This window comes from Methylocystis sp. L43, from assembly GCF_015709525.1.
GTDB lineage: Bacteria > Pseudomonadota > Alphaproteobacteria > Rhizobiales > Beijerinckiaceae > Methylocystis.
Genome location: NZ_JADNRA010000035.1, coordinates 21,336 through 36,157 on the forward strand (window position 1 = coordinate 21,336; position 14,822 = coordinate 36,157).

Here is a 14,822-nt window from a genome sequence, read left to right on the forward strand (position 1 = left end):
CTCGCGAATTAAAGTGAAGTCCGGCTTTTTCGCGCGAGGCGCGCTATAAGCCGTAAGGGAGTTCCCCGGCTTTGCCGGAGGCGGTAGAAGCGTACACATAGCGGAGATGCTTTGGCCTCTCGCCGTCGGGCGCGAAGAAAGCGTCGGAAATTATGGCGTTGGCGAAATATTGGCGGCGCGCAATGGCTTCTCACGGCAGCAAGAATGAAAAGACAGCGCCGATTCTAGATGACGCTGCATTTTGGCGGAATCGCCAAAATGCAAATAGCGTGATCGCTTCCAAAAGCTTAGAGCGCGCTCGACGCGCAAACTCGGATTCCACTTTTTTCGTGAGCCGCGCCCTAAAGATCGGCTTGCTCCTCGCGGGCGTCGAGATGCTTTTCTTTTCCGTCGCCGCTCGCGGGCAGGCAATTTCGCCCGACGCGTTGACGCACGCCTATCCAGATCAAATCGCCGGTCGCGACGACGCCGGGATCATATTCCGCGACGGAACAAGACAAAATCTCTCTGACGGCAGGACCGACAAGAGCTTCGACGAGAAACTGAAAAACGCCTCTCTCCTAGATCAGTTGAGCCTTCCCTATCCTAAGGGCGCGCTGACGCAGCCTCCCGGACCGCAGGACGATCCGGGACGCTTCCGCAACGCCGCCTTCTTCGACAAAATGTATGGGGATTGCGACAAGGGCGAAACGCAGAAGCATTTGACCGATATTCCCTGGTTCACTGGCAAGGTGAGAGTCACCAAGATCAATGGCGTCGCCGAAAAGCTGCGCGCGATCGCCACGGAAATCGATCGTCTGCCACAGGACATTAAGCGTCATGCTTATCCGAGCGCCGGCGCCTTCAATTGCCGCGTTGTGAAGGACACGGGCAAACGCAGCATGCACGCCTATGGTGCGGCGATTGATCTCAACACCGCCTTCTCTGATTATTGGCTCTGGCGCAAAGGCGGTTACCGCAATCGGATTCCTTACGAAATCGTGGAGATTTTCGAACGCCATGGGTTCATCTGGGGCGGCAAATGGGGGCATTTTGACACGATGCATTTCGAATACCGGCCCGAATTTTTCGACACGCCGCTAGGCGGCGAAGAGAAAAAACAACACGGTGATTGAAAAGAACTGCGCGGATCGTACGTAACATCAATTCGAGGAGGGGACTTCCGATGAGAATACAGAAGATTTTCGCGGCGCTTAGCCTTATCGGCGTGATAGGCGCGGGATCGATGGGGGTCGTCGCGCCGACCCCGGCGGCGGCGCAGGATCCGGCTTACATGTCTTGCGAGGAACTCTGGTACGCGCGCAACCGGATTTACGCGCGTAACGGCCATTGCTTCAATACAGACCGAGGGCGGGCCGCCTTCGGAGCCGGCTGTTTTCCACCTTACGGGCGGCTGAGCGGTTGGGAGAAAAGCCGCGTCAATCAGCTTCAAATGTGGGAGCGCCGTAAGGGCTGCTGAGCCCCATGTGCGGGCAAAAAATTCGCAGTTCAACAAGAGCCGCCACATAATCGAGCGTAGACGGTCCGCCTGCGCCTCTAATTTTCAGACGCGCATTCACGGTCGCGGAAATGGCGGATATGTTCGTCGCCGTCGACTGAACGCGCCTGCGTCGCAAATTCGGCGTCGGCTCTTGGTCAATTGCGCAGATGCATTTGTCGGGGAATCGCCATGATCGCCAATAAATCAATTGGGCTGCTTTTCTTGTCCATCATCGCGCCCGCGGCCGCTCAAGCGGGGGCGAGCAACGGCTCGAATGCGCTCGCGCTCGCGGCGATCGTCGGCGAATTGGCGCCCCAGACGAGCGCGCCCAATAAAAAGCTTCTTGCGGCGTTCTTCAGCGGGAAGGCGGACGCGCCGCACGCCAAGGATCTGCGCATTGCGGTCAAGGCCGACGCGATCGACTGCCGCGCCGGCAACGTGGACATCACCTCCCGCGCCTGCGAACTGACCTTCGGCGCAAAGAAGATCGAATTGCAGGGCCGGAAGGCGCATGAACTCTATGCGACCTTGATCGAGAACGGCGTTGTGTTGGAAGGCGCGGCGGGCACAACCCACGCGTCGATCACCGGGCTCGACTGCATCGTTGACGCCGACGAGGTGGCGGAAAAGGGTGGCGGCGGCGCGCGCTGCGCCTTCAATCCCTAAAAGCTGCGCCGCCGCACGCCCTTGTCTTTGGCGCGACTTTGGCCGAGAAGGCGCGTCCATAGACAGGAGTTCTAAATGGCTGCGCCGGGCGTCACGGTTTTTGTTTGCGTCTCCTGCCGCCACGGCGGCGACGCCGACATGCGTCCCGGCGCGCTTTTGCTGGAGGCGCTGCGCACGCGGCTGAACGAGCGCAATCTCGATATCGCCGTCGAGCCGGTGGAATGCCTCGCGGTGTGCAAGCGCCCGGCGACGGTCGCCTTCGCCGGCGGCGGCAAATGGACTTATGTGATCGGCGATCTCGACGGCGGCGTCCATGTCGACGAGCTGATCGATTCGGCGCAAAGCTTCGCCGCGACGGATAATGGCATCGTCGCCTGGAAGGACAGACCGGCGTGCTTCAAGAAGGGCGTGGTGTCGCGCACGCCGCCGCTTCGTTAAGCTTATTTCGCCGCTCGCGCCCGTTCGATCGCCTCGCTGATCAGCGCGCGCGCCTCGGCGGCGTCGCCCCAGCCAGCGACCTTCGCCCATTTGCCGGGCTCGAGATCCTTATAATGCACGAAGAAGTGCTCGATCCGGCGCCAGGTCATTTCCTGAAGGTCGGTGTAATTCTCGACGTCGACATAGCGTTGCGTGAGCCGCGCCGACGGCACCGCGACGATCTTTTCATCGCCGCCAGCCTCATCCGTCATGCGCAGCACGCCGATCGGCCTGACCGCGATAACCGCGCCCGGCGCCACGGGACGGGTGTTGGCGACGAGCACGTCGCAGGGATCGCCGTCATCGGAAAGCGTATGCGGAATGAAGCCGTAATTGCCGGGGTAGCGCATCGCCGTATAGAGGAAGCGATCGACGAAGAGCGTGCCGGAAGCCTTGTCGAGCTCATATTTGATCGGCTCGCCGCCAAGCGGCACCTCGACGATTACATTGACTTCGTGCGGCGGGTTCGCGCCGATGGGAATGGCGTCGAGACGCATTCAAGTGCTCCGATTGCGATAGATGGCGCAGCCTGAACGGCCGGCGCAGTAGTGGGTTGTGTTGAGGAAGGTCGCGCAACAAACCTAGCGAGGATCGCGGCGCTGCGCGGTCTGTATCCTCACATTGCTTCGCGTTTATGTCGCCAAATATGATTTACCGCACCGGGGCGGAAACGAAGCCGAAAGCGACGCGCGTCAGCATGTCCGCGCCGAACCGCTCCTCCGCGCGGCGGACGGTCTGTCCGCCGAGGCTGCGATAAAAGGCGAGCGCCTTCTCATTGTCGGCGAGCGCCCAGACGATGGTGGAGAGATAGCCGTGCTCGGCGAGTTCGCGCCGGGTGGCGTTGAACAGCCGGCGACCCAAGCCAAGCCCCTGCTGCTCAGGCGCCAAATAGATCTCAAAGATCTCGCCGGAATAGGGCATCGACGGCACGCGGTTTCGCCCATAGGTCGAGTAGCCGACGATAGCATCATCGAAGTCGAGAACGAGAAGACCGGTGCCGCGCACGATGGCCGAATGCCACCAGTTGGGACCGCGGCGAGCGATCATCCGCTCAAGCTCGGCGCCGGGTATGACGCCGCGATAGGCGTAGCGCCACGAGGCGTCGTGAACGCGCGTGATCTGCTCTGCGTCTCCGGGACGTGCATGACGGATGGAGAATGCGGTTTTGACCATGCCTTTGATGTTAGGTCCCATCGGTTCGTTTCGGCAAGAGCCATAAGCGTTTCAGCCGCAAAAATTCTCCTCGCCCGGACGCTTAGGCGTTTGGCGTCATTGCCTGTTTCACTTTATGACGCTCGCGAGTCGCGCGAGATGGCGCGCGGCGACGCGGCGCTTGCGGCGCGGGGCCTTCTTGCGCTATTCTTCCGGCGATTGCGGCTAACGCCGCCGGAACGGGACGAGATCGTTGCCCCACGCAACCGCCTTTGCGAATGACCCTGTGACGCCCGCGCGCGCACACGGATTCGCGCGGCCGCGTTCCCTGCCGCTTTTCGGCCTGCTGCTTCTTAGTCGCCCCTGAGCGCCCGACGGGCTCGCGCCCAGGCCTTCAGGGGACATGTCATGCAGTCAGACGACAAGAGCCCCTCAGCGGGCGCGGCACAGCAGGATTTCAAAACCGATGAGCAACACGTCACAGCCCGGCGCCGTCGCAGATAATGACGCGCGCGTCCTGATTTTCGACACCACTCTGCGCGACGGCGAGCAATCGCCCGGCGCCTCGATGACCTTGGAAGAGAAGCTCGAGGTCGCCGATCTCCTCGACCAATTGGGCGTCGATATTATCGAGGCCGGCTTCCCGATCGCCAGTCCCGGCGATTTCGAGAGCGTCAGCGAAGTGGCGCGGCGCGTCAAGAACGCCTCCGTCGCCGGACTGGCGCGCGCTTCCGAGAAGGACATCGACCGCTGCGCCGAAGCGCTGCGGGAGGCGAAGCGCCCGCGCATCCACACCTTCATCTCCACCTCGCCGGTGCATATGAAATACAAGCTCCAGCTGGAGCCGGAGCGCGTTTTGGAGATGGTCTCCGCCTCGGTGACGCGCGCGCGCAATCATGTCGCCGACGTCGAATGGTCGGCGGAGGACGGCACCCGCACGGAGCTCGATTTTCTCTGCCGCTGCGTGGAGGCTGCGATCAAGGCTGGCGCAACCACCATCAACATTCCCGACACTGTCGGCTACATCACGCCCACGGAATATGAGCAGCTGTTCCGCACGGTGCGCGAGCGGGTGCCCAATTCCGACAAGGCGATCTTCTCGGTCCATTGTCACGACGATTTGGGACTGGCCGTCGCCAATTCGCTCGCGGGGGTGCGCGGCGGCGCGCGGCAGGTGGAATGCACCATCAACGGCATCGGCGAGCGCGCCGGCAATGCGGCGCTCGAAGAAGTCGTGATGTCGATGAAGACGCGCGCCGACGCGCTGCCCTTCTTCACCGACATCGACGCCAGGCTCTTAACCCGCGCCTCGAAGCTGGTCTCGGCGGTCACGTCCTTTCCGGTGCAATACAACAAGGCGATCGTCGGGCGGAACGCTTTCGCGCATGAAAGCGGCATCCATCAGGACGGCATGCTCAAAAATGCGCACACCTATGAGATCATGACGCCGGAGAGCGTCGGGGTCTCCAAGACCTCGCTCGTGATGGGCAAGCATTCGGGCCGCCACGCCTTCCGCGAAAAGCTGAAGGAGCTCGGCTATGACCTCGGCGAGAACGCGCTGCTGGACGCCTTCAACCGCTTCAAGGATTTGGCCGACCGCAAGAAATTCGTTTACGACGAAGATCTGGTGGCGCTCGTCGACGACGAGATCGTCAACGCTCATGATCACATCAAGGTCGAGGCCTTGATGGTGATGGCCGGCACACATGGCCCGCAATCGGCGGCGCTCACGCTCGACGTCGACGGACAGAAGCTGACGCATCAGGCGACCGGCAACGGTCCTGTCGACGCCATCTTCAACGCCATCAAGGCGCTCGCGCCGCATGACGCAACACTGGAACTGTTCCAGGTCCACGCCGTGACTGAGGGCACCGACGCGCAGGCGGAGGTCTCCGTGCGCCTCTCCGAAAACGGCAAGTCGGTGACCGGCCGCGGCGCCGATCCCGACACTCTCGTCGCTTCGGCGCGCGCCTATGTCTCGGCGCTCAACCGGCTGATGGCGAAGCGCGCACGCGGCAAGCCCGAGGCCATGCAGGCGATATAGGCGGCGCGGCGACGCCTGACGCATACGGCGGCCGCGAGCGGATTTGACGATCCTGCTCGCGGCGCCAATCGGCCGTCCTTGAAATTCGACGCGCAGCCAACCCGTGATGTTTGGTGACGCATAACGCCGGCACGGCGGTGAAGCTGTTGACGAGAGGGCCGCGCGCCTCCGTTGCCGCAAATATATTCAATCGGTCAAAGAACGCGATTGCGCAAAAGGACAGTGTCCGTGCGGGTCGACCCGCGCGCGACTACCATCTAGATATCTTTGAAGAAATAGCACAGCGCTCGCCCAGCGTCTGAGCCGCTTGATCGCCGCCGCAAAAGAAACGCGCGCGCGCGCCTGCCGCCGCCATGGCCAATCGGCCTTGCCACCCGAGGAAAGTCGGGTCTATCCTCGAAATTGGGGCAATTCACGCATTTTCAAACGGCGAAGACGAGCGCGCCTTTTTTGGCGCAGGGGGCTGAAATGACGACTCCAATCGAGCGTATCATCATACGACATCTGTCGGGCTCCAAAGCCAATCAGATCGAACAGCTGCCCGTCGGCGACGCACGCGAATTCACCATCGGCCGCGATCCCACGTCGAAGATCGCTTTCGATCCTGTCGGCGACAGCGTCGTCAGCCGCAAACATGCGCTCATCCGCATCATGGGCGAAGGCGACAATATCTCCTTCAAGCTCTCGGACGCCGGCAGCAGCAATGGCACCTTTCTCAATGGCGAGCGGGTGAACGGCGAGGTCGAACTTCTTCCCGAAGACACGATCGAACTTGGCGCCAAGGGGCCGAAATTCGCCTTCGACGTGCAGCCGCGGCCCGCAAGTTTCGCCGCCAGAACTAAGGTGATCGGCGTCGGGGACACGGCGGCGACCCGCGTCATCAAGACCGCCGAAGCCGCCGCCTCGACGGCTGTGAACGCCGCCGCGACCGGCGCCAGCACGGCGGCAGGAGCGAACGCCGACGGCGGAGCGCCGAAGAAGGTCGGAATCGGCCACGAAACTGTGCAGCGGCTCATCGGAGAAGAACGCGGCAAGGCCAATCGAAACATGACAGGCGCGATCGCCGCGGTGGTCGCCTTCTTTGTACTCGGCGGCGCGGCGCTCTACTGGGTTCAGCATCGCGAACTCGAGCGAAAAGACGCGGAAGACAAGCTCGCTCAAACCGAGACGGATGAAAGGCTGTCGCGCATCCCCGGCGACGTCAACCTCAAGATCGGCATGAAGCCGCGCGAGATCTATGACAAGTACGCGAAAGCGACTGTCCAAGTCGGCATGATGTGGCGGCTGTACGATAAGCAGACCGGAAGGCCCATCCAGCACAAGACGATCGACTACAAAGGCCGGCGCTATCCCGCCTATGTGCAGCTGCCGAACAATCTCGGCGTCGTGCGCTGGTTGACCCTTGAAGACGATCACATCACCAATCTCATGGTCGGCGGCGGCGGCACCGGCAGCGGCTTCGTCATCAGCGAGCAGGGCTATATTCTCACCAACAAGCATGTCGCCGCCGGCTGGCAGGTCGCCTATGGCGCCGAAGGCGGCAGGGAGGGCATCCTCTACGATTACGTCGTCGTCTCATCGGGAAAGAAGCGCAAAGCCAAAATCAAGGAGCCGAAGCTCATCGATCTCTATGATTCGACCTATTCCGACGTTTTCCATTGGATTCCAGAATCCGGCGGCTACATTTTCAAGACCGACGATCCGACGACGGCGCTCGCGGGCAACACTCCTGATCCAAATTCCAACAACAAGGCGTCTTTCGTCGGCCGCAACGAAGTTCTCGAGGTCAAGTTTCACGGCAGCCGCTTGGGCGTGAACGCCAGTCTCGTGAGGACGTCGGCGGACGCCGACGCGGCGCTGGTCAAGATCGATTCGCCCCAGACGTTGACCAAAGTGGATATGGCGCCCAACGCCGCCGTCGAGATCGGCGAGAACATCACCGTGCTCGGCTATCCCGCCGTCTCGGTCGAAAATTTCGTGCTGCGGCAAACGGAAGAGCGCGGCCGCATTCGCAGCCAGCTCGAAAAGATCACCGAGGCGACCGTCACCGAAGGCATTGTGTCGAAGACCGCGAGCGGCGTGAAGTCGACGGAGGGCGGCACCTTCGCCAGCGACATGGGCGATGTTTACCAGCTCAGCGTCGTCGCCACCGGATCGGGCAACAGCGGCGGGCCGGTGTTCAACTCCTCCGGCAAGGTCATTGGTCTGTTCACCTACAGCCGCAATGTCGGCGACACCAAAGCGACCATGGCGGTTCCGATCAAATATGGCGCCGAACTCACCCAGGCGCAGCGCGAATAGCGAAGGGTCCGTCCTCCCATGACGGCGAACCAGCCAGAAGATCCGTTGCGCATCGCAGGCGCCATCCGCACGGATGTCGGATGCGTCAGGCAGCTCAACGAAGACTCCGTCGCCTTCATCGCAAGCGCCGGTCCCTCGCAGGCGCTTGACCACGGCGCGCTCGCGCTTGTCGCCGACGGCATGGGCGGCCACGCCGCCGGGGAAGTTGCGAGCGCGCTCGCGCTCGAAGTCGTGCGGCGCGTCTATTATTCGCTCGACAAGATCCCGTCCGAGGCGCTGCGGACCGCTTTTGACGCCGCCAATCGAGCGATCTTCGACTACGCCGCCAAACATCCTGACTGCGCCGGCATGGGAACAACCTGCACGGCGTTCGGCGTCAGGGACGGTCTTCTGTGGCTCGCGCATGTCGGCGACAGCCGCGCCTATCTGATGCGCGACGGCCGGCTTGTCCAACTTTCCGACGATCAGACGCTGCACGCGCAATTGGTGCGCGACGGCGTGATGTCGCCGGAGGACGCAGGCAAAGGCGCCGGAAGCAATGTCATTCTGCAGGCGCTCGGCACGCGTCTCGACGTCGAGCCGACAATCTGGACGGAAGGCCTGCCGTTGCGACAGGGCGACATCGTGGTCTTGTGCTCCGACGGTTTGACCAATCTCGTCTCCGACGCAAGGATCGCCGAAGTGGTCTCAAAAAACCCGCCGCCGGAGGCATGCCGGCTATTGATCGACGCCGCGCGCCGCGGCGGCGGACATGACAATATTTCGGTGGGCGTCTTCGTGGCGGAAACCGACGGCGCCGGTCGGACGGCCGATCAAGCGGCGACGAAGCGGATTAACATCGCCGACCCGCCGATGGGCGCCCTGACGGCGAAGATCGACGCCATCGCAGAGGGTTGAGCCATGACCGACCCGCAGATGATCGGACACTATCGCATCGTCAAACTGCTCGGCGTCGGCGCGATGGGCAAGGTGCACGCCGCGCTCGACACTTTCCTCGAGCGCGAAGTCGCGATCAAATCCCTGCGCGCGGAGCTCACGCAGGATCCTGATTTCGTCGGACGATTCCGCGCCGAAGCGACGAGTCTCGCCAAACTCAATCACCCCAACATCACGACGCTCTATTCGCCGGTGCTGCAGGGCAGCGACCTCTACATGGTCATGGAGCTCATAAACGGCCGGCCGCTCGACGAGATCTTAAGGGAGCGCGGCAAGCCGCTCGGCGTCAAGGAAAGTCTCGCCGTCATCGCGCAGGCGGCGGACGGACTCGCCTATGCGCATCAGATGGGCGTCATTCACCGCGACATTAAGCCGTCGAACCTCATGGTCGCCGACGACGGCCGAATCAAAATCATGGATTTCGGCATCGCGCGGGTGCGCGGCAGCGTGCGTCTCACGCGCGCCGGCACGGCGGTCGGCACGCCGCTTTACATGTCGCCGGAGCAGTGCCGCGGCGGCGAAGGCGATGAGAGAAGCGATCTCTATTCGTTGGCCGTCGTGCTTTACGAGATGCTTGCCGGCGCGCCGCCCTTTTCCGGCGCGACCGAATATGATCTCACTCAGGCGCAGATCCACGCCGAGGCGCCGCCGCTCGTGCCGCGCATATCGGGCGTCACGCCGGAAATTGAATCGGCGATCATGACGGCGCTGTCGAAACGTCCGGAGCAACGCTTCCCGACTATGCGCGCCTTCAGCGACGCGCTCGGCGCCACGGCGCTGCGCATTGACGCCTCGAGCATTATTCGAAGCGCGGGACATCTCGTCCAGGATTCGACGGCCGAGCGCGACGTGCCGACGCCCGAGCACATGTCGACGAAGCTTATCGCCCTCGCCAAAAGTCGCAGCGCGACGCTCGTGCGCCGCTTCAAGCGGCTGCATCCCGCGGCGCAAGGCGCTTCCCTCGGCATCGCGGCTGCGGCGCTCGCCACATTGGCTTTTCTCGCGCTGATCGAGCCGTCGTCGCCAGTACGGGACGAACGCCAGACCCGAATCGATCCAGGCGACGGCGACCGCCGTCCCATCAGCAGAGTCAACGATGCGCCGATCACTCGGGGCGGCGACTGCAATTCGCAGTTTGCGACGCGAAACGATCCGTTGGGCTGCAATTGGCGCCAGCCATCCTCTTCAAACTCGAGCGCTTCGATTTCCGAGCTGCGCGCGGCGATGAAGGATCGCGGACGATGGGATGTCGCCTTCCCGCTTGCGCAAAAACTGGCGGAGTCCGGCGACAAGGAGGCGCAGTATCATCTCGCCACTCTCTACGCGAAGGCGCCGGGCCGGCAGAATTTCTCGGAGGCCTTCAACTGGTTCAAAAAATCAGCGATGCAGGGCTATGCCGACGCGCAGGCGTCGCTCGGCGTCATGTACAAGGACGGCATGACGCCCGACGGCAGGCAAGACCCGACCGAAGCGGTGCGTTGGTTTGAGCAGGCGGAAGCGCAAAACAACGGCAGAGCGCAATATTGGCTCGGCGAAGCCTATGAGAAGGGCCTGGCGGGACTGGACGTCAGTCGCGGCAAGGCCGAAGAACTCTATTACAAGGCGAGTCTGCAGGACGTCCCCGACGCCGCCGAAGCCTTGCAAAGACTCAAGCGGCGACGCGGCCGGCGTTAAAGTCCGCCTTTGCTGAATTGTCCGCCGCCGCCACCCCCACCCCCGCCGCCGCCGCTGTCCCCTCCGCCACCGCCGCCGCCATGACGGCGACGGTTCGCGACACGTACGCGTCCGCGATGACGCGCGTAATGGCGGCGCGCCTGATAATGATGGTAGCCGCCAGAATGGCGGCGGTGAAATCGGAAGCGAAACCCTCCGAGCATCGCGCCAATAAGACCCAGCTGCGCGGACGCCGGCTCCGGGTCCAAAATGACAAGAGGCAGCGTGAAAGCGCCGAGCAAGAGACCTCGGCGCGAAAGCCGACGGTCGGCGCCGTCGTCATTGTCAGTCATGGAACTCGCCCCCGCAGACGGTAGGCGATGATATTGTTCTCGCGGCTGCGTCCTGTCAATTTGCCGCGCGCTTCGTCAGATTTCGCATCGGTTCTTGAAAAATCGCGCTTAGGCCGACGGTCGGCGTTGGCCGCGCCTTCAACGATGTATCATCGACGCGCCGGATAATCCCGAAAGCGCGAAGTTTTGGAGAAGGTTGATGGGCGACATCGAGAATCGCGGCGCCGCGCCGTCCGACTTTGTCGACGCGCGCGCGGACGGACCGGGAGTCGTCCGCATCTTTGAAGATGATCCAGCCGCGCCCTTCTATCGATTGCTGTCGAAACTGCGCGCGCCCGTCGCGATGCGAGACATGATGATGGCGCCCGTGCGCGCCTGCTACAGAGGCGAAGGGCTGACGATCGACCCGGCGGAACTGCCGCCAAGCGCCGCGCAGCTCTATCCGCAGGTCTCGGTTTTCACCCTCGCCGTTCCTTCGGACGCGGGACCAATCCGCTGCGAATGTTACGCGCCGCCCGGCGACGGCCCGAAACCGCTGATGCTGTATGTGCATGGCGGCGGCTTTGTCGTCGGACGATCCGAGGACACCGCCTATGTCACCAGCCGCATCGCCGCCGAAAACGACGTCATCGTGGTCAGCGTCAATTATCGCTGGGCGCCCGAATGGCCCTTCCCAGCCGGCCTCGACGATTGCATGGCGGTTTTGCGCTGGATGCGTGACAGAGGCGCGGACGTTGGCGGCGACGCATCGCGCATAGTTGTTTGCGGAGATTCCGCCGGAGGCAATCTCGCGGCGGCCTTGCCACTAAGAGCGAGAGGCGACGGCGCATCGATTGTCGCGACCATACTATTATGTCCGGTCACGGATTTTCACTTCGAAAAATTTGCGTCCTACGAGCGGCTTGCCCCGACCGGCGTCGTGATCGACGCGTCCTTCATGGGATTTGCGCGCGGCGCCTATCTTTCGAAATCGCAGCAGTGGCGGGACCCCTGCGCAAGCCCGGCGCTCGGCGATTTGACCGGCTACCCGCGAACTCTGCTCGTCAGCGGAACCGCCGATCCGCTTGTCGACGACAATCGCGCCTTTGCCGAGAAATTGACGGCGGAAGGCGTGAAGGTCACGCATTTCATTGGCGAGGCCATGCCGCACGGCTTCTATTTCTTCCCCGGCATATTGAAGGAGACCGACGCAGCCTTCGCGGCGATCGCGAAATTCCTCCCGGCGGCGCTCCAAGGCTAAGTCAAAACAAGCTTCTCTTCGCTGCGCACGAAGCAAAGCTCAAGCACTGGATCTTGATCTTGGTTGCTGTTTGGCCACGTATTAGCCATTCATTATCGATTAAATAAGAAATTCGCCTTAGTACCGAAGGTGCTCAACCGCAGTTTGGAGCGGCAAATGCGCTTGCGAACGCGCTCTCGCGCCCGACTTTTTTCGAAGGTGGCAGTGACCGCCGCCGCGACGCTCGGCTTGGCGCGGACGCCTGTCATGGCGCAGGGCTATTATTTCTGGGGCGACCGCGAGCCTCTCATCAATGCGGTTCCGGAGCCAGAGCGCATCTCTCGCCCGCAACGCCCGGCCGCGCGAAAGAAAATCTCCCGTCCGGCGACCGCCAAAAACGGCGCGGCGTCTCTGCAGGGCGCCAAGCCCGAGGTCGCACAGCTCGACCGGCCGCTCTTCGTCGTCGCCTCCATCGCCGACCAGCAGGTGTCGATCTACAACCACAGCGGCCTGGTCGCCCGTTCGGCGATCTCGACAGGCATCGTCGGACATCCGACGCCCAAAGGCATTTTCACCATCATCGGCCGCGAACGGTTCCACCGGTCCAACATCTATTCCAGCGCGCCGATGCCCTTCATGCAGCGGATCACCTGGTCCGGCATCGCCATGCATCTTGGAGTCGTTCCGGGGCATCCCGCCTCGCATGGCTGCATCAGGCTTCCCGCTGCATTCGCGGCGAAGCTCTGGGGCATGACCAGAATCGGCGAGCGGGTCGTGATCTCGCCGCACGACGTGTTTCCTGCCGAATTCGAACACCCGCTGCTGCCAGCGCCTATGATGCGCGCATCCGAAAAAGGCGCGCCAGGGGGCGACTCTCAACAGCCTCCCAACGTCGCCGCAGATCGCCCCGCCCAGCCTCAGGCGGAGCAGCCTAAAGCCGAGGCGGCCCAAACAGACGCGCCGTCGGCAAGCGCCGCGGATCGGGAGCCGTCCCTCGTCGAGTCCGATCCGCCAGGGGGTGCGCGGCGCGAAAATGCAGAGCAGCCCAAGGCCGAAACCAGCGAAAAAGCTGGGGGAACGGACCCGCTAAAGCAGCCCCTTACCGCAGGCGACCCGCCGGCGGCCAATCCGCAGAACCGGGCGGAGACGCCTAAAATCGACCCCGGTGCCGACGTAACTGGAACCGCCAAAGCCGCGACGGCCGCTGATCTGCAGCAGCCCTCCCCCGTCGAAGCCGACGCGCCAGCCGCGCCTTCGCTGCAACAAGCGGAGCAGTCCGAAGTGGAAACCGGCGACAAGATCGCTTCGGTCGACGCAGCCGCGCCCGCTGCAGACTCGCACCGGCCGGCGCTCGACTCGGCTGAAACGCCTGCGATCAAGGTCGAGCACAATGCGGACCAGCCGAAAAGCGAAGCCTCGGCTGACAGACCCGCGTCCTCGGCTCCCTCGAGCCAAGCCGCCGTCACCGATCGACTGACGGTGAATCCGCGTCAATATGCCCAGCGACTCAAGGCCAAGGCTATGGCCGAAGCGGCCGCCGCCAGCAAAGCCATCAAGGCTATATCCGCTGAAGTCATCCTCAAGCAGAAGGAAGCCGCGCGCGCCGCGGCGGCGCTCCGCGCCGCAGAAGCCGCGCAGGCTGCGGCCCGCGTTAAAGCAGACGCGGCCGCTGCATTGCACGGCGCGGCGGCCGTGGCGGCCGCCAGCCAGCAAGAGCCGGCCATGGCGGCGGAACGCAGCGCGACGGCGGGCGATGAGCAGGCCAAAGCCAAAGCTGACCGCCTGACGAGAACCTATGGCGAAGCTCTGCTCGCTCAGGATGCGGCGCTGCTGACTCAAACGGACGCCGCCTCCGCGTTGGTCGAAGCCACGGCCAAACTCGAACAGGCGAGAGCGGCCGTCGTCGCCGGGGACTCGGATCTGGCGGACGCCGAGCGGCGTTTGGATGAGGCGAAAACGACCGCCGCCGCCGCTGCAACCGCTCAAAGAGAGGCCGAGCGGCGCCTGGCGCCCATCTCGGTGCTGGTCAGCAAGAAGGATCGGCGGATCTATGTTCGCCAGGGCCTGTCGCCGCTTTTTGATGCGCCAATCGAGATCCGCGATCCAAACGCGCCGCTCGGCTCGCATCTTTATATTGCGACGGCGGCCAAGGACGACGGAAGCTCGCTCAAATGGTCGGTCCTGTCGATGCCGGAAGCGCAGACGGAGCGCAGGAAGAATCTGGCGTCGGCCGATGCAAAAGCCGACATATCCTGGGATTGGCGCCCTGCGAGCGCGACCCCGTCCGAGGCTCTGGAGCGCGTCGACATCCCAAAAGACGTTCGCGAGCGGATCGCAGAGCGGCTGTGGACTGGGGCGTCGCTCATCATCTCGGACCAGCCGGTCAGCAGCGAGACCGGAAACGACGGCACGGATCTGACGATCAAATTGCGCTAGGCGGTAGTCTCGGTTGCGGCGATCGAGTCGAGCGACATCGCGCGACGCCGGCGCGCGATTAGCCAAAGGCGCATCCCGCCGGCCATCCACCAAGAGAGGTGAGCG

General features: G+C 63.2%; 13 protein-coding genes. 10 read left to right on the top strand and 3 right to left on the bottom strand.

Features of this window, described 5'->3' with window-relative positions; all coding sequences use genetic code 11:
* Positions 1-329 precede the first annotated feature (329 nt).
* From IYX23_RS16320 to IYX23_RS16335, 4 genes are all read left to right on the top strand, one after another.
* Complete coding sequence (locus tag IYX23_RS16320) at positions 330-1,115, top strand: M15 family metallopeptidase (RefSeq protein ID WP_348643675.1); 786 nt, start codon at positions 330-332, stop codon at positions 1,113-1,115.
* Between the two features lie 50 nt (positions 1,116-1,165).
* Positions 1,166-1,459 (top strand): YARHG domain-containing protein, encoded by a 294-nt coding sequence (locus tag IYX23_RS16325; RefSeq protein WP_196394042.1) that lies wholly within the window; start codon positions 1,166-1,168, stop codon positions 1,457-1,459.
* A 210-nt stretch (positions 1,460-1,669) separates the two neighbouring features.
* Positions 1,670-2,146: a hypothetical protein gene (locus tag IYX23_RS16330; protein WP_196394043.1), complete on the top strand. Its 477-nt coding sequence runs from the start codon at positions 1,670-1,672 to the stop codon at positions 2,144-2,146.
* A 75-nt stretch (positions 2,147-2,221) separates the two neighbouring features.
* A complete protein-coding gene (locus IYX23_RS16335) occupies positions 2,222-2,584 on the top strand; it encodes a DUF1636 domain-containing protein (protein WP_196394044.1) in 363 nt (120 codons plus the stop codon).
* 2 nt (positions 2,585-2,586) lie between these two features.
* On the opposite strand, the gene ppa is transcribed toward IYX23_RS16335, so the two are convergent.
* Positions 2,587-3,120, bottom strand: a complete 534-nt coding sequence (gene ppa, locus IYX23_RS16340) for an inorganic diphosphatase (protein WP_196394045.1) — start codon at positions 3,118-3,120, stop codon at positions 2,587-2,589.
* 154 nt (positions 3,121-3,274) lie between these two features.
* Positions 3,275-3,796, bottom strand: coding sequence for a GNAT family N-acetyltransferase (locus IYX23_RS16345; protein WP_026222669.1), 522 nt, complete (start codon positions 3,794-3,796; stop codon positions 3,275-3,277).
* A gap of 445 nt (positions 3,797-4,241) precedes the next feature.
* On the opposite strand from IYX23_RS16345, the gene IYX23_RS16350 reads away from it, so the two are divergent.
* From IYX23_RS16350 to IYX23_RS16365, 4 genes are all read left to right on the top strand, one after another.
* On the top strand, positions 4,242-5,819 hold the full coding sequence (locus tag IYX23_RS16350; RefSeq protein ID WP_196394046.1) for a 2-isopropylmalate synthase: 1,578 nt from the start codon (positions 4,242-4,244) through the stop codon (positions 5,817-5,819).
* A 468-nt stretch (positions 5,820-6,287) separates the two neighbouring features.
* Positions 6,288-8,120: a trypsin-like peptidase domain-containing protein gene (locus IYX23_RS16355; RefSeq protein ID WP_196394047.1), complete on the top strand. Its 1,833-nt coding sequence runs from the start codon at positions 6,288-6,290 to the stop codon at positions 8,118-8,120.
* Positions 8,121-8,138: 18 nt separating this feature from the next.
* Positions 8,139-9,017, top strand: coding sequence for a PP2C family serine/threonine-protein phosphatase (locus IYX23_RS16360; RefSeq protein WP_196394048.1), 879 nt, complete (start codon positions 8,139-8,141; stop codon positions 9,015-9,017).
* A gap of 3 nt (positions 9,018-9,020) precedes the next feature.
* Positions 9,021-10,730, top strand: a complete 1,710-nt coding sequence (locus IYX23_RS16365; protein WP_196394049.1) for a serine/threonine-protein kinase — start codon at positions 9,021-9,023, stop codon at positions 10,728-10,730.
* Here IYX23_RS16365 and IYX23_RS16370 read toward each other — a convergent pair.
* Positions 10,705-11,052 carry a hypothetical protein gene (locus IYX23_RS16370; RefSeq protein ID WP_196394050.1) on the bottom strand — a complete coding sequence of 116 codons (348 nt, stop codon included), beginning with the start codon at positions 11,050-11,052 and terminating at the stop codon, positions 10,705-10,707. The genes IYX23_RS16365 and IYX23_RS16370 overlap by 26 nt on opposite strands.
* 209 nt (positions 11,053-11,261) lie before the next feature.
* Between IYX23_RS16370 and IYX23_RS16375 the strand changes: the two genes are divergently transcribed.
* Both IYX23_RS16375 and IYX23_RS16380 read left to right on the top strand, forming a co-directional pair.
* On the top strand, positions 11,262-12,302 hold the full coding sequence (locus IYX23_RS16375) for an alpha/beta hydrolase (protein ID WP_196394051.1): 1,041 nt from the start codon (positions 11,262-11,264) through the stop codon (positions 12,300-12,302).
* Positions 12,303-12,506: 204 nt separating this feature from the next.
* The gene (locus tag IYX23_RS16380) at positions 12,507-14,717 is read left to right on the top strand and encodes a L,D-transpeptidase family protein (protein ID WP_348643676.1); all 2,211 of its coding nucleotides are present in this window, start codon (positions 12,507-12,509) and stop codon (positions 14,715-14,717) included.
* The last annotated feature ends 105 nt before the right edge of the window (positions 14,718-14,822 follow it).

What these genes read in the sequence shown, in the direction of transcription:
- ppa (WP_196394045.1), bottom strand. Translation starts at nt 3,120, where the DNA reads ATGCGTCTCGACGCCATTCCCATCGGCGCGAACCCGCCGCACGAAGTC.
- IYX23_RS16325 (WP_196394042.1), top strand. Translation starts at nt 1,166, where the DNA reads ATGAGAATACAGAAGATTTTCGCGGCGCTTAGCCTTATCGGCGTGATA.
- IYX23_RS16365 (WP_196394049.1), top strand. Translation starts at nt 9,021, where the DNA reads ATGACCGACCCGCAGATGATCGGACACTATCGCATCGTCAAACTGCTC.
- IYX23_RS16370 (WP_196394050.1), bottom strand. Translation starts at nt 11,052, where the DNA reads ATGACGACGGCGCCGACCGTCGGCTTTCGCGCCGAGGTCTCTTGCTCG.
- IYX23_RS16330 (WP_196394043.1), top strand. Translation starts at nt 1,670, where the DNA reads ATGATCGCCAATAAATCAATTGGGCTGCTTTTCTTGTCCATCATCGCG.
- IYX23_RS16355 (WP_196394047.1), top strand. Translation starts at nt 6,288, where the DNA reads ATGACGACTCCAATCGAGCGTATCATCATACGACATCTGTCGGGCTCC.
- IYX23_RS16350 (WP_196394046.1), top strand. Translation starts at nt 4,242, where the DNA reads ATGAGCAACACGTCACAGCCCGGCGCCGTCGCAGATAATGACGCGCGC.
- IYX23_RS16335 (WP_196394044.1), top strand. Translation starts at nt 2,222, where the DNA reads ATGGCTGCGCCGGGCGTCACGGTTTTTGTTTGCGTCTCCTGCCGCCAC.
- IYX23_RS16360 (WP_196394048.1), top strand. Translation starts at nt 8,139, where the DNA reads ATGACGGCGAACCAGCCAGAAGATCCGTTGCGCATCGCAGGCGCCATC.
- IYX23_RS16375 (WP_196394051.1), top strand. Translation starts at nt 11,262, where the DNA reads ATGGGCGACATCGAGAATCGCGGCGCCGCGCCGTCCGACTTTGTCGAC.
- IYX23_RS16345 (WP_026222669.1), bottom strand. Translation starts at nt 3,796, where the DNA reads ATGGTCAAAACCGCATTCTCCATCCGTCATGCACGTCCCGGAGACGCA.